General features: G+C 49.6%; 10 protein-coding genes and 1 pseudogene. 3 read left to right on the top strand and 8 right to left on the bottom strand.

Annotation, left to right across the window (positions count from 1 at the left end):
* Positions 1-20: 20 nt before the first annotated feature.
* From PCH05_RS12225 to PCH05_RS12205, 5 genes and pseudogenes are all read right to left on the bottom strand, one after another.
* Entirely contained in the window at positions 21-1769 is a 1749-nt protein-coding gene (locus PCH05_RS12225; RefSeq protein ID WP_127602673.1) for an ABC transporter substrate-binding protein, read from the bottom strand.
* 244 nt (positions 1770-2013) lie between these two features.
* Positions 2014-2928 carry an ArsR/SmtB family transcription factor gene (locus PCH05_RS12220; protein ID WP_246049510.1) on the bottom strand — a complete coding sequence of 305 codons (915 nt, stop codon included), beginning with the start codon at positions 2926-2928 and terminating at the stop codon, positions 2014-2016.
* Positions 2929-3197: 269 nt separating this feature from the next.
* Complete coding sequence (locus PCH05_RS12215; protein ID WP_127602672.1) at positions 3198-4490, bottom strand: hemolysin family protein; 1293 nt, start codon at positions 4488-4490, stop codon at positions 3198-3200.
* 366 nt (positions 4491-4856) lie between these two features.
* Positions 4857-5339, bottom strand: coding sequence for a spore coat protein GerQ (gene gerQ / locus PCH05_RS12210; RefSeq protein ID WP_174806259.1), 483 nt, complete (start codon positions 5337-5339; stop codon positions 4857-4859).
* 96 nt (positions 5340-5435) lie between these two features.
* Positions 5436-5857, bottom strand: a pseudogene (locus PCH05_RS12205) (cell wall hydrolase).
* A gap of 230 nt (positions 5858-6087) precedes the next feature.
* On the opposite strand from PCH05_RS12205, the gene PCH05_RS12200 reads away from it, so the two are divergent.
* From PCH05_RS12200 to PCH05_RS12190, 3 genes are all read left to right on the top strand, one after another.
* Positions 6088-7038, top strand: coding sequence for a carbohydrate ABC transporter permease (locus PCH05_RS12200; protein WP_127602671.1), 951 nt, complete (start codon positions 6088-6090; stop codon positions 7036-7038).
* Positions 7039-7040: 2 nt separating this feature from the next.
* On the top strand, positions 7041-7859 hold the full coding sequence (locus PCH05_RS12195) for a carbohydrate ABC transporter permease (RefSeq protein ID WP_371860542.1): 819 nt from the start codon (positions 7041-7043) through the stop codon (positions 7857-7859).
* A 118-nt stretch (positions 7860-7977) separates the two neighbouring features.
* The gene (locus PCH05_RS12190) at positions 7978-9351 is read left to right on the top strand and encodes an ABC transporter substrate-binding protein (RefSeq protein WP_127602669.1); all 1374 of its coding nucleotides are present in this window, start codon (positions 7978-7980) and stop codon (positions 9349-9351) included.
* A gap of 85 nt (positions 9352-9436) precedes the next feature.
* On the opposite strand, the gene PCH05_RS12185 is transcribed toward PCH05_RS12190, so the two are convergent.
* The 3 genes from PCH05_RS12185 to PCH05_RS12175 form a co-directional block, all read right to left on the bottom strand.
* The gene (locus PCH05_RS12185; RefSeq protein WP_127602668.1) at positions 9437-10543 is read right to left on the bottom strand and encodes a hypothetical protein; all 1107 of its coding nucleotides are present in this window, start codon (positions 10541-10543) and stop codon (positions 9437-9439) included.
* Between the two features lie 145 nt (positions 10544-10688).
* Entirely contained in the window at positions 10689-12455 is a 1767-nt protein-coding gene (locus PCH05_RS12180) for a hypothetical protein (RefSeq protein ID WP_127602667.1), read from the bottom strand.
* Positions 12456-12724: 269 nt separating this feature from the next.
* The gene (locus PCH05_RS12175; RefSeq protein WP_127602666.1) at positions 12725-13471 is read right to left on the bottom strand and encodes an SDR family NAD(P)-dependent oxidoreductase; all 747 of its coding nucleotides are present in this window, start codon (positions 13469-13471) and stop codon (positions 12725-12727) included.
* Positions 13472-13531 lie beyond the last annotated feature (60 nt).

Raw genomic sequence — 13531 nt, 5'->3', positions numbered from 1 at the left:
CGAAATGGTTGAATAAAGGATTATTGCGCCGGTTTCAGCGACCAGTCCGGAAGACTGTTAGCCAGGCCGACGAACGGGCTGACAGCCAGGTTTTCGATGCGTCCATTGTAGCCGTAAACGGTTTTCTTGTAGCTCGTGAAAATGATTGGAAGCTCGTCATTCAGCAGCTGGAAGGCTTCCTTGTACACTTGCTTGCGCTCCTCGATATTGGTTGTCGCCAATCCTTTATCGTACAGCTCCTTCAGCTTCGGATTGTCGTAGGCCTTGATTTCGCCGTCCACGAACTGTACCAGACCATCGGAAGGATCGGTAAGCATTGGCGTGGAGAAGCTTACCCAGTCGTAGTCGCCACTATCCACTTTCGAAACAAGCGAGTTGAAGTCCGCGAATACCTCCGGTTCGAATTTCACGCCGATATCTTGGAAGTTCTCTTTCGCCACGGCAATAAAGATATCCGTCTGCTTACTTTTCGAGCCAAGGTAATGAATGCTCAGCTGCTTGCCGTCTTTTTCGCGGATCCCGTCCGCTCCCGCTTTCCATCCGGCTTCATCCAGCAGCTGCTTGGCTTTTTCCGGATCGAATTTATAAGGGTTGATGCCCTCCTCCGTGTAGGCCCAGGAGATGGGCGAGGCTGGAATGTTCGCGACAGCACCGGCACCCTGGTTCGCATCCACGTAGATGCTTTGGCGGTCCAAGCCGTAAGTCAGCGCCTGGCGGACGTTCTTATCCTTCATCGGCTCATGCTCCAGATTCAGTTGAATGTAACCGTACGTGCTTGGCGTGTAAGGAATGATGTTGATGAAGCCCATGCTTTTCAGCTTATCGATGTTCTCGGTGGTGGCGCTGAAGGATGCATAATCGACCTCGCCCGTCTCGAGATACTGCCAGGTATCGCCTTCGGATGTTTTATAAATGAAATGCTCTGTTTTCGGCTTGCCTTTGTAATAGTTCTCGTTGGCTACGAAGCGAACTTCCTGCCCAGGGATGAATTTCTCCAGCTTGTAGGGGCCGTTGCCTACAGGGGCTCCATGAAGCTTTTTAATATAATCCAGCTGCCCGAATTTGTAATCCTTGCCATAGTAAGCCTTGGACAGCACTTTGTCTCCGAGCATCGTAAGCGCAGTCGCGTTCGGCTTCTCCAGCGTGACCGAGATCGTTAGCGGATCGATGATTTTAATGCCTTCGATGCTTTGCGCTTTGCCTTCCTTGTAAGCCTGAGCACCTTTGACCGCAAGCGTCGGAACCATCGAATCCCCGTCGTAGGCTTTATCGAAGAGCAGCGTCCACGTGAAGGCCACATCATCGGCGGTCAACGGCGAGCCGTCGCTGAATTTCAAATCTTTGCGAAGATGGTATGTATAAGTCAGCTGATCGTCGGATACATCCCATTTTTCAGCCAGGTCCGGAATGGGAAGGCCTTTCTCGTCAACGGTTACCAGTGAACTGAACAGGAGCGAGTTTACGTTCCCGTCATATCCGCTTTGCGTGAAATAAGGCGTGAACGCGCCGCTGGGATCGGTCAGACCCACGATGATCGTGTCCGTACGCTGCTTGGCTACCGCGGGAAGCTTCGACATATCTGCTGCTTGGTAAGGCTCACTCAAGCCCGATTCCCCGGCAACAGCTTCCGTGCTTTTCTCCTTGGTGCTTCCTTCAGCCTGCGTCGTCGTGCTGCTCGTTGGCGAAGCATCCTTAGAGTCCGAGCATGCCGATAGAAGCAAAGAGCCGACAATCATCAGCGATGTTAATAAATAAACGCCTTTTTTCATGATAGATAACCTCCTAATATTTTCCTTATGCTCATCATTCTTATGCGATAAGTATGAATTAGAGCCGTAAGATGTTATTGTTTATTATAAGAACCCGATGTAGTTCTGTAAATAGAGAACTTAAAAAGTTTTCAGAAATTATTAACTTTCTTTTAATTTCTACTTTTGTCAAGACGATGTAAATAAGCCGTTAAAACAAAAAACCTCCCTGTTGCCTACTGGCAAACAAGGAGGTTTTTAGATCTCACCCTTCTTCAATATATTGCATCAAGCGTTCCTGCATTTGCACGAGCGCCCGCTTGCGCAGGCTGTATTCCGTTAGGTTCTCCCCTTCGAAATGGGCGTAAAGCACGCCGGCGCTGCGGAGCTTGGAAATATGATCATGGGTGATGCCCTTGGACAGCTTCAAATGGTTCACAATTTCGGTAAACGTCTTGGGACCATGATGCAAGAAGCGCAAAATTTTCAGTCTGTTTTTCTCGCCTAAACTGCGAAGCGTCCGCAAATCATGCGTCGGAATCAAATCCTCGTCCCCGAGATAGATCCGGGCATTGTAATGGCAGATCAGCTTTGATCCATACAGGGACACGATGTTGAGCGGCTGAAAATGATACTGTGGAACCAGAAGCAGCTCCGTAATCCCTTCCACCGGCTTAAAAAGCATCCCGTTCGTCGTTTCGTCGATGAACTCTTCGGCGGGAAGCTCCTGCATGCGTATCAGCCTCGCCTGCTTTTCGCGATCGAGCGCCTGAAGAATATCCGGATCTACATGCTTGAAATATTGCTCATACCACTGCTCGAACATGGATAACGTATGCTTCTGGAACACCTCGATGTCTTCCTCGGGATACTCATTGCCGTTCGCGGCGAATAATTCGATCAGCTCATGCACGTTTAAACGGCCGAACCAGGACAGGAAGCCCTCAACGGATTGTCCCTCCGGAACGAGAAAAGCCATCAAATACGCAAAGCTCCAATCACCGTTCACGAGCATGTCGTCCAGCGTTAGAGCAAATTCCGGCGTTAGTTTCTCCCGTGTCTCCTGCGCCCAACAGGGCGCAAGATCGATTTTTTTGTGAGACTTTCGGCATATGTATGAGTGCAGGCTATTCATAAACTCATGAACGGGTTCAAACTTGATGTCGATTTGTTGAAACAAGGCAGATCCTCCCCTCCAAAATGCTACGAACTGAAGTTATCGCGGTAATGCTTATGTTATGTATTGCTGCTCATGCTTTTTTCATTCTACCAGCTTGCCAAGAGATTTGCATATATTATAACGTGAACGCATTAACGCATTCCACTATTTTACGTTCATGATACTTTGAGCAAAAGGAGCATCCATCATAGCAGATGAACAAGCCTGTAATCAAGCGCACGAAAAGAGCACGATGCGAAAGCATCGTGCTCTTTTGTATATATCACACTTTACGCGCCCGCTTCTTCCACCATGAATTCCGGTTTCAGCAGCTTGATCCTTGATATGCGCTTATGATCCGTTTCTTCCACTATGAAAATATGACCGTCAAGCTCAGCCGATTGCCCCTTCTGCGGAGGAATGGCCTCGATACGAGAATATAGCCAGCCACCGACGGTGTCGTAGTCCGTCGAATCGAGCTCTAGCCCAAAACGGTCGTTCACTTCGTCAATCAGCATCAATCCGTCAATCGAATATTCATTCTCACGAATCTTTTCAATGCCAGGACGTTCTTCATCGAACTCATCCTGGATTTCACCGACGATTTCTTCCATAATGTCTTCCAGCGTCACAAGCCCGGATGTTCCACCGTATTCATCGATCAGAATGGCAATCTGGGTCTTGTTCCGCTGCATCAGCTTCAGCAAAGCACTGATCTGAATGGATTCCGGTACAGCAAGGATTGGACGAATCAAGTTATTGTATTCAGTTGCAGTGGAACGCAGCAAATCTTTGATATGAACAAATCCGATAATATGATCCTTATCCCCATCGCAAACGGGATAACGGGTTCTCATGCCTTCATATGCGATTTCAAGATTTTCCTCCCGGGACATTTGCGTATTGAGGCATATCATTTCCGTCCGGGGAATCATGATTTCGCGGCCTGTTGTTTCGGCAAAATCGAAAATGTTGTCTACCAGCGCAAGCTCCGTATTGTCAATAAGTCCGTTTTTATTACTCTCCTTCATGAGGACGCGGATTTCTTCCTCCGAGTGGGCAGAGTCCGATTCCGAAGCAGGAGCGATGCGCAGCATGCGCAGCAGCGAGTTGGCGAGTCCGTTAAGAACCCAGATGAAAGGATACATCAACTTATTGAAATATACCATTGGAGCTGCCGACATCAACACAACGGATTCCGCTTTGCGGATCGCCATCGATTTAGGCGCCAATTCTCCAAGCACAATATGCAGGATAGTAATCAACAGAAAGGCAATGACAATGGCAATACCGTGTACTGCAGCCTCTCCAAAGCCCAAGGCGTGTATCAGAGGTCGAACGAGACTTGCAACGGCAGGCTCTCCCAGCCATCCAAGTCCGAGCGATGCAAGCGTGATGCCCAGCTGGCAAGCAGACAAATAGGCATCGAGGTTATTGACGATTTTTTGCGCGAATGCCGCGCCTTTGCGTCCTTCATCTACCAGGGTTTCCACACGGCTGCTCCGAATTTTCACCATAGCGAATTCCGCAGAAACAAAAAAACCATTCAGTATTACAAGTACCACTACCCAAATCAAATTCATCAAACTCGGTAAGGGGTCAGCCAATCTTCTTCCTATTCACCGTATTATTTACCCGGCAAATAGGTACACCTCCTTCGTATAGTAAAGTTGTTAGCCATGACATGCATGTATGAAGGATGCAGCATCAACTTCCCAATGGGTCCATCTCCTATCCAAGTGTATTATTTTGGTACATATCCTTAATTATATAATTATACACTACACAGTCAAACGTTAAGGTATGACTGAATATAACTGTGACCCGCTGCATTTTTAAGCAAATCTCCGGTTAGCAGGCCAAAAGAGCCGTCCCCTGTCGATTATGACTACAGAGACGGCCTTTTCGGCTTTTTTTGCAAAATAACGAATGACCTTTGGCTTAAAAGTTTATCGTCCTTGCCCAGGATTTCCGATAACACCCGGATATTGGTATATCAGCGGCTCGTTAAAGGTAATGTAGTCCAGATTGAGGGTCAAGAGAAGGATACGCTGGCCTGTGGATCTATCGGAAATAATGATGTGATCCCGTCCGGCCGCCTCAATGACGCCAGTGAAGATTTTGGCGTTCCATTGGGAGTTGTTTTCGTATGTCATGTAAAAGGTTCCGGTCTTCCCGAGGTTAAGACGCAGAATATTTTCTACATAGGATTGTTCGAATTGCTGCTGGGGCGGTGCTTGATAGACGGTTCCCGCAGGTCCCATCGGGCTGCCGCTGGTTACTTGCGGAGGAACCGCTCCCATGCTTCCCATGGGCATGCCGCCGGGCATCCCTCCAGGCATCCCCATGCCGCTGCCTGACAAGCCTGGGTATCCGCTGCCCATACTGCCTCCCATATTATAAGAGGTCGGGCGAAAAGGTTGAGGCATCATTCAATAAAACCCTCCTTATAAGTACATTTACATACCTGCTTGCTTATGCATACAGTGCAAAGCTTGAATCCACTTTCCATTCAGGCCGATCCTTGATTAATACACATTCGGGCAATCCGTACTGGATGGACTAAAGAAGCAATGAGCCTTAAACCTTCCCGTGTTCGCCTGATTGTACCAGGTTGCCGGACATTCAGCCGTGGGGCGGAAAAACCACAAAGCATTCGATGCCGGCCAAAACCGTTCACCGTTGATCGCGCGCTGGGCGAGCCTGATATCCGAATCTCTGGCCTTTTGATAAAAATACCCCTTCTGCGGAGCTTCAAAACCACCCGGACTTTGGAAGACCATATCCTGAATGCTGCGAATATTATTGAAATCCAGGCAGTTCCCAATATCCGGTTCACGCCGACGTTACCAACCATCAGCATGCCAAGATTTCCTTCCCCTTCGGCTTCAGCCCTCATCAAACGAGCGAGCAACCTGGTTTGCCCCGAGTTCGTTTTGATAACAGCCAAGTTCCTACCTCCCTGTATGATTGATTTTCCTTATAAGTGTATGTGCATCTGCCCAGTTGAGTGACAAAAATTGTTGCCTACTCGTACCCATTTACGACAGCTTTTGCGTCGGACAGACACTTAACAAATAAAATTAAAGATTTACATAAACCTGACTTTCCTCTAACAACCACAACTTATACTGAGTTCGATTGACGGATAAACATCAGAAAGCGAGGTCGTAAAGCCCCATGGAGAAAGAAATTACGCTTGCTTCCCCGCTGACCCGGGAAAGCACAAGACGGGAAGGAGCAGCATCGCTGCGTACAAGCCGCTGGAAAGAAAGAACGTTAGCTTATTTCTTTTTGGCCCCTTCCCTGCTTTTGTTTGGAATTTTCCTTTTTTATCCCCTTATTAAATCCGTATATCTGAGTTTGTATTTGACCGATCCGCAGGGCCGCGTTGCCTCTTTTGCAGGACTAGACAACTTTAAGAGCATCCTGACATCCGACATTTTCTATAACAGCTTATGGATTACAGTCAAATACATTTTGCTGACGGTTCCGACAGGCGTAGCCGCCGCGCTTTTACTGGCCGCATTGTCCATCCCGAAGCTAAGGCTCACCAAGCTGTTTCAATTTTTCTTCTCCCTACCCATGGCCGTGTCGGTTGGTACCGGGTCCATTATCTGGATGGTTCTGTATCATCCGACCTTGAGCGTTCTCAATTACGGACTGAGTCTGTTTGGTATCTCTCCGATCGCCTGGCTGACGGATCCCAAATGGGCCCTTCTCTCCATCGCTTTGATGACGGTCTGGCTGAATCTCGGATTCAACTACATCGTGATGCTGAGCGGCATGCAAAGCGTTCCCGAGGATTTGTACGAGAGCGCCAAAATCGATGGCTCCGGCTCTTTCCGCACATTTTTCCGCATCACGCTGCCTTTGATTTCGCCGTCTCTGTTCTTCATTAGTGTCGTCTCGATCATCAGCGCGTTTCAATCCTTCGCACAGATCAACATTTTGACCAAAGGCGGTCCGATGAACAGCACAGACGTGCTCGTCTACAACATCTATCAGGATGCGTTCATTAACTATCGCTTCGGCATCGGCAGTGCGCAGGCTTTGATCCTGTTTGTCCTGATCACGCTGCTGACGATCCTGCAGTTCAAATTCGGCGAAAAGAAGGTGCATTATCAGTGAGCATTCGGGCTGTCAATCAAACGATTCTCTACTTTCTCCTCAGTATCGCTGCCCTGCTGATCCTGTTTCCGCTGCTGTTTACGCTGTCATCCGCGTTCATGAGCAGTGCCGAATCAGCTACCTATCCGCCGCGCCTGCTTCCATCTGGTCTCCATTGGGATAATTTCCTGCAGGTGATGAAAACCGTACCGGTCATCCGGTTCATTACGAATAGCTTTGTCGTTTCGGCAGCAATCATGCTCGGACAGCTCATCACGGCCAGCATGGCGGCATACGCCTTTGCGTTTCTGCGTTTCCCCGGAAAGGCTGTCATTTTCTCCGTGTTCCTTTCGACCATGATGATTCCTTGGGAAGTCACCATGATTCCCAATTATTTGACCGTGCGCAGCTGGCACTGGCTGGATTCGTATCAGGGTCTGATCATTCCGTTTCTGGCATCGGCATTCGGAACATTCCTCTTGAGACAGTACTTCCTGCAGCTGCCCAAGGAGCTGTTTGAAGCCGCGAAAGTCGATGGCTGCGGACATATCCGCATTTTTATGCAGCTCGTGCTGCCGCTGTCCATGCCATCCCTGGCCACGCTTGCCGTGTATTCGTTCCTAACGAACTGGAGCAATTACTTATGGCCGCTCTTAATCACCAATAAAGAAAGCATGCGCACGGTACAGATCGGCATCGGCATGCTCCAGTTTGAAGAAGTCACCGCATGGAACGTGGTGATGGCCGGGATTGTCATCATGCTGCTGCCTTCCCTCATCCTACTAATCGTTGGCTTAAAGCCTCTGGTACGAGGGATTACAGCTGGAGCTTTGAAAGGTTAATCAGATTAATATTTATTTAAATATCATTTCAGGTTTGTCGACATTATAAGCCGCGCTTTAAGCGTCTGCTTGTAATTTCACAATATAATAAACATTCAAAAGGGAGAGAAGAGAAAAAATGAAACCATTCGGTAAGAAAACGCTGGCCATGCTCCTGATGTCCTGCATGATGCTGGCAGCAGCCGGCTGCGGCTCCAAATCGGCAGATACCAAGGAAGAAACGGCTTCCGCAGCGGAAGCCCCGGCTAAACAAGAGCAGCCGGTCAAAGTGGTTTGGTGGCATTCCATGAGTGGAGACGTCGGCAAAGCGGCTCAGCAGCTGGTTGACGAGTTTAACGCCGAGCATAAGGATATCGTGGTTCAAGCGGAATATCAGGGGAAATACGACGAAAGCCTGAATAAGCTCAAAGCTACACTCGGTTCAGACAGCGGCCCGTCCCTCATTCAGGTGTACGAAATCGGCAGCCGATTTATGATCGACAGCAAGGCAATCACTCCCGTCCAGCAGTTTATTGATGGCGAGCAATATGACACGTCCAGCCTGGAGCCGAACATTCTGAATTACTATACTTTCGATAACAAATTGTATTCGATGCCTTTTAATACCTCGAACCCGATCCTATATTACAATAAAGATGCCTTCAAAGCAGCGGGCCTGGATCCAGAGAAGGCGCCTGCTACCTACGAAGAAGTGGCTGAGGCAGCCAAAAAATTAACCAAATCCGGACAAGCCGGCGGTTCCTTTGCCATCTACGGCTGGTTCATGGAGCAGTTGTTTGCCAATCAAGGGGCAGAGCTGCTCGATAACGGCAACGGCCGCACGCAGCCAGCTACTGCTTCCCTCCTCGCGAGCGATGCCGGCGTGAAAACGCTGGACTGGTGGAAGAAGATGATCGACGATAAAACAATGCTCAATCTGGGACGTAAAACCGACGATACCTCCAAAGCCTTCGCTGCAGGCCAAATCGCGATGACGCTGGATTCCACGGCTTCCTTGCGCAGCATCGTCAAATCGGCTGAAGGCAAGTTTGAAGTCGGAACAGGCTTCCTCCCTAAGGCAGATGCCAATGTCAAAGGCGGAGTTATCGTGGGCGGTGCCAGCAACTGGATTCTGAACAACCGTCCGGAAGCGGAACAAAAAGCGGCATGGGAATTCATCAAGTTTCTAGCCGAGCCTAAATCCCAGGCCGAGTGGCATATCAATACGGGGTACTTCCCGATCACGCAAAAAGCTTATGACGAGCAAATCGTAAAAGACAATATGACGAAATATCCGCAGTTCCAAACCGCGGTGAACCAGCTGCACCAAACCGCACCTAGCCTTGCGACCCAAGGCGCGGTGATGGGCGTCTTCCCTGAAGCCAGACAGCTGACCGAAACGGCCATCGAGGAAGTGCTGAACAACAAAAAATCTTCCAAGCAAGCTTTGGAAGATGCTGCGAAAGCAATCACGAGCAAAATCGAAGAGTATAACAAAACCGTCAGCAAATAAGAAACACGTTCACCCCTTCCCTCAGCATCCGAGAGGAAAGGGTTTATTTTTAAGCGGAATAGTTTACATAATTATATTTATGTTATTATTCATTCGTTAGCGTTGAAGTATTGGTCAGCGCTTCGACCTGACGGATGATATCAACGGCCAAAGCTTTGAGCGCCGCCTGATCGGTCGCCGCGTCATAGGCTTCCCATACTTCGTCGCGGATTCGCTTCGCTTCGGTCAAAAATCCGATCGACTTTTTCATGGATGCGGTATACCGGGCGCGAATTTCGGCAATTTCATCGGCATAGGCCTCGTCGGTACCCGCTTGAATCGCCAGCTCATATACATCAAGAATGCTGTCTCCCTCGCGAACCGGGAAATGCTCATGCGGGGCGGTACTATCGAAAATCGCCAGGCTGAGCTCCGGGAAAATGAGCATATCAAGGCTATTGGGATCAAAGCCGCAGTGGTAAACTTCCGTATCGATTCCGCGAGCCTCGGCTTCCTTGGCCAGCTTTTTAAACATGGTGGATTTACCGGATCCGGGACGGCCCTTCACGAAAATCCGCGTGCGGAGATCTGCCGTTAAGTTAGGAACATAATCCACGGCCCCCTGCCAAGTCGCTGCGCCGAGAAAACGGCGCGTAATCGACGCTTCTTTGGATCGGACCGGAATCAGGTAATGATCCGCGAATTCAGAAGTAATCCGGTTGGCAGTCTCCCGGTCCAGATGATCGATATAGAACTTTTCCCACTCGTCATGAATCCGCAGCGTTATGAGGAACGTGTCGTAGGCATGTTGGTAAAGTGTTCCGATTTCAAGCTCCTGCTGCTTCGTCCCTGTCTCTGCTTCCTCCAGGAGCTCTTCGCGCTGGGTCTGACTTGCATCCAGAATGCGGATTTCCGTGCCCTCCAGCACCGGATCCGCACTCCATGCATTCCCGTCGATAATCCCGATCCGTGCCTCTTCGAGTATAATACCCTCCAGCCGCTCCTGATCCAAAGCATCATGTATATAGTGCTTGGTCCAATCGGTTTGCCGCCAAGCCTCTGCCAATTCGTTCAGCACCCGTGATGTTCCCGATCCGGTCCGGCCGTTAATGACAAATACGGTATCCAGCCCCTTCAGGACGGAATCATATAACGTATATAAGCCGGCAGCCGTATTTCCGCGTGCAAAATAATTCTTTTCCAAACCTGCCATACTCCTTCACGCTCCTTTAATCTCCCTAAATGCTAACACCTTATGTTATGCGCCTCATCTTTTCTGTGTGAATGCCTAGTGGAGTGAACCTATGAACGCAAAAAACTGCCTGATTCCAAAGAATCAGGCAGTGCTGAATCGCCAATTACGGTTTGGCGTTCTTCCAATAATCATAGGCGTGAACCAGATTACCCGTATATGACGGTGAATTTTTCAAGAGTTCGGCTACCTTCGCAAGCTCCCCTTCCATGTAGGCTGAACCTTCCTCGGAAAAGGTAATGTGATTGCCTTCGTGACTCTCTTTCATTTCGACCGATATCAACAGCGGTTTGCCCAGTTCATCCGCAAATGCGATCTCCTCCTTGGACACGCTCACAATGCCGTTCGACCCGACGGCGGTATCCCTGAAAGCCATTAGAGATACGTGATCCATGCGGTCGATCATCCATTTGCTGAGCGAAATGTCCTCGCCAGGAACCTTGTATTTATCCAGCCATACAGCTAAATCCATGCTAGCCTCCAAGCTGGAATCCTTTTTCAGCTCACGAACGAAGGCATCCACATTGGATGTCCACTCGGCAATGACTTCCGCGGGATCCGTCTTCCAGTCGGGAAGCACATAAGGCTCGATATCCAGATGGATTCCGTGAAAACGTTCGTCTCCTTGGACGGCACGGTTGTAATTCTTCACGTAATGAACCAGCTTCATCATTTTGGCTCGGTTTTCCTCGAGAGCCCATATCGGATGTCCGCCCATGGCATGAACTTCGATGCCGGCTGCAGACGCTTGTTTGATAAATGAAGTATACGCGCTGTAGGGCTGCTGCAGATCGAGCCGGACATAAAGCCAATTCAGATGTTTCTCCTTGGCAAAATCAAGGATTTCCTGCCCGTTCTGAAGAACTTCATTGGCTTCCCAGATGTATGTTCCTCTGACCTTTGAATCCCGGTCAATCGGATCGGCATCCGGCACTTGATCTTGATCTCCGGGATCTGGATCCGGCTTCCCGCCCCCAGGCTCCGAACCTCCCGACCCGTCGCCGCCCGGCATGTTCTCCCAGTTGCGGAAATCATGAACCGCGATCCCGGCAAAGGACGAATACGCGCTTAATTGCCCGGTTAGATCACTTAATGACTCGTTCATCTGCTCCTTGCTCCGGCCGTAAAACGTCGTATGGCTCTCTCCGGGCATCTCCTTCGTGTTGACGCCAATGAGAAGCGGCTTGCCCAGCTTGTCAGCCAGCTTCAATTCATCCTGAGACAGGCTGACGATGCCATGGTCGGAATCAACGACGTTGCGGTATGCAAGCACGGTAACTTGATCGAAGGCCGTCATCAGCCACTCATTGAGGCTTCCTCCTTCCGGGGTTGCGTAGGAGTCGAACCAGAAAGGAACATCAAGCCCAAGCTCAAGGCCCTTCCCCTTCGCTCTGTCCAGAAAAGCCTGCATGTTGTTCATCCAGGAGGAGATCACTTCCCCCTGATCCGTTTCCCACTGCGGAAGGACGTACGGTTCTATATCGAGATGAATGCCATCGAACCGGTTATCCGCAGGTACACTGGCATTGTAATTCATGGTCCAATCGGCTAGTCCAAGCAAGCGATCCTTATGTACCGAAAGCGCCCAGCCGGGATCACCGCCTAAGGCATGAACTGCGACTCCACCCTCATGCGCATGCTGTATAAACGTCTCATAGGTGGCATTAGGCAAATCCCGATTGATTTGTAAGTAGATTAAATTGATGCCTTGTTGACGCGCAAAATCAAGCAATTTCTCTCCGCCATCCTCGATCAGTTCAGTCTGCCATACCCAAGTCGCCTTGAGGCCCTGCGTCGGCGACTGAAAACCGACCAGAAGCGAAGCGGCAAGAAGCAGCAAGCCTGCAAGCCATCGAGAATTTTTGACAATCATAATTTCCCTCCATTCCTATGTGAGGACGATTCCAGCTCAATCCTCATGTTCAAAGATGCGTGTATAGCTCACTATCTATCGTAAACGGAGTTATTATAGCATTGATAACGAAAAAAAAGATGAGCCCATGTCCTTATAGGACAAGCTCATCTCGCGGAATACTGCTCCAGCCTGTATAAATGGAACTAGGCAGAATTGTAAGTATTATCCTTTTTCTTTGCGATAGAGAAATATTGGAAGCCTTTAGGGCCAACTGCTCAGGAGAAAAGTTACGGTTCGTATATCATTTTACGCGTCATTCCGCCATCCACCACCAGATGCGTCCCGGTTACGAATGAATTGTCCGGATCTGCCAAATAAAGGCATGCCCTGGCAATGTCGGACGGTTTCCCGACGCGTCCGGCGGGGTGCTGCTCATGATCGGCCTTCTTGAGTGATTCGTAATTCCCGGTTTCGATCCACCCCGGGCTGATGCAGTTCACACGAATACCGTCGGGCCCAAGCGAGACAGCCATGGCATGCGTTAACGCCACGATGGCGCCTTTCGAAGCAGCATAGGCTTCGGTATCAGGCTCGCTCATGATCGCCCGGGTGGACGCCATATTCACTACGGCGCCGTTTCCATGCTTCTTCATATATCGAGCAGCCTCCCGGGTCGCCAGGAAGCAGCTTCTTACATTTGTATTCAAGATGTCATCCCACTCGTCCGACGTCAGATCATAAGGGGACTTCCAGCGTGAAACTCCCGCATTATTAATCAGAATGTCGATCGTTCCGTACTCATTCGCAGCCGTACGCATCAGCTCTTTAATATCATCCTCGTTACGTACATCGCAGGGAACATAAACAGCCTGTCCCCCCTCATTACGAATAGCCGCAGCCGCTGCGGCTCCCTGCTCTTCATTCCGATCCCCCAGAACCAAGCGTGCCCCTTGTTCGGCAAAAGCTTTAGCGACGCCATATCCAATTCCCTGTGCAGCTCCGGTCACAACGACGACAAGCTCATCAAAAGCCATATTCAATTCCTCCTTGTTATACCTGCTGCTTCTACTTTAAATTCACCCGTGGAACAAAAT

It is taken from the genome of Paenibacillus chibensis, assembly GCF_004001045.1.
GTDB classification, from domain to species: Bacteria; Bacillota; Bacilli; order Paenibacillales; family Paenibacillaceae; genus Paenibacillus_AQ; species Paenibacillus_AQ chibensis.
Note: the sequence above shows the minus strand (reverse complement) of the source record. Positions and strands in the feature narration are given on the sequence as shown.

Excerpts from the sequence above, each read along its gene's own strand:
- PCH05_RS12185 (WP_127602668.1), bottom strand. The coding sequence starts at position 10,543 with ATGGCAGGTTTGGAAAAGAATTATTTTGCACGCGGAAATACGGCTGCC.
- PCH05_RS12180 (WP_127602667.1), bottom strand. The coding sequence starts at position 12,455 with ATGATTGTCAAAAATTCTCGATGGCTTGCAGGCTTGCTGCTTCTTGCC.
- PCH05_RS12225 (WP_127602673.1), bottom strand. The coding sequence starts at position 1,769 with ATGAAAAAAGGCGTTTATTTATTAACATCGCTGATGATTGTCGGCTCT.
- PCH05_RS12175 (WP_127602666.1), bottom strand. The coding sequence starts at position 13,471 with ATGGCTTTTGATGAGCTTGTCGTCGTTGTGACCGGAGCTGCACAGGGA.
- PCH05_RS12190 (WP_127602669.1), top strand. The coding sequence starts at position 7,978 with ATGAAACCATTCGGTAAGAAAACGCTGGCCATGCTCCTGATGTCCTGC.
- gerQ (WP_174806259.1), bottom strand. The coding sequence starts at position 5,339 with ATGATGCCTCAACCTTTTCGCCCGACCTCTTATAATATGGGAGGCAGT.
- PCH05_RS12200 (WP_127602671.1), top strand. The coding sequence starts at position 6,088 with ATGGAGAAAGAAATTACGCTTGCTTCCCCGCTGACCCGGGAAAGCACA.
- PCH05_RS12215 (WP_127602672.1), bottom strand. The coding sequence starts at position 4,490 with ATGAATTTGATTTGGGTAGTGGTACTTGTAATACTGAATGGTTTTTTT.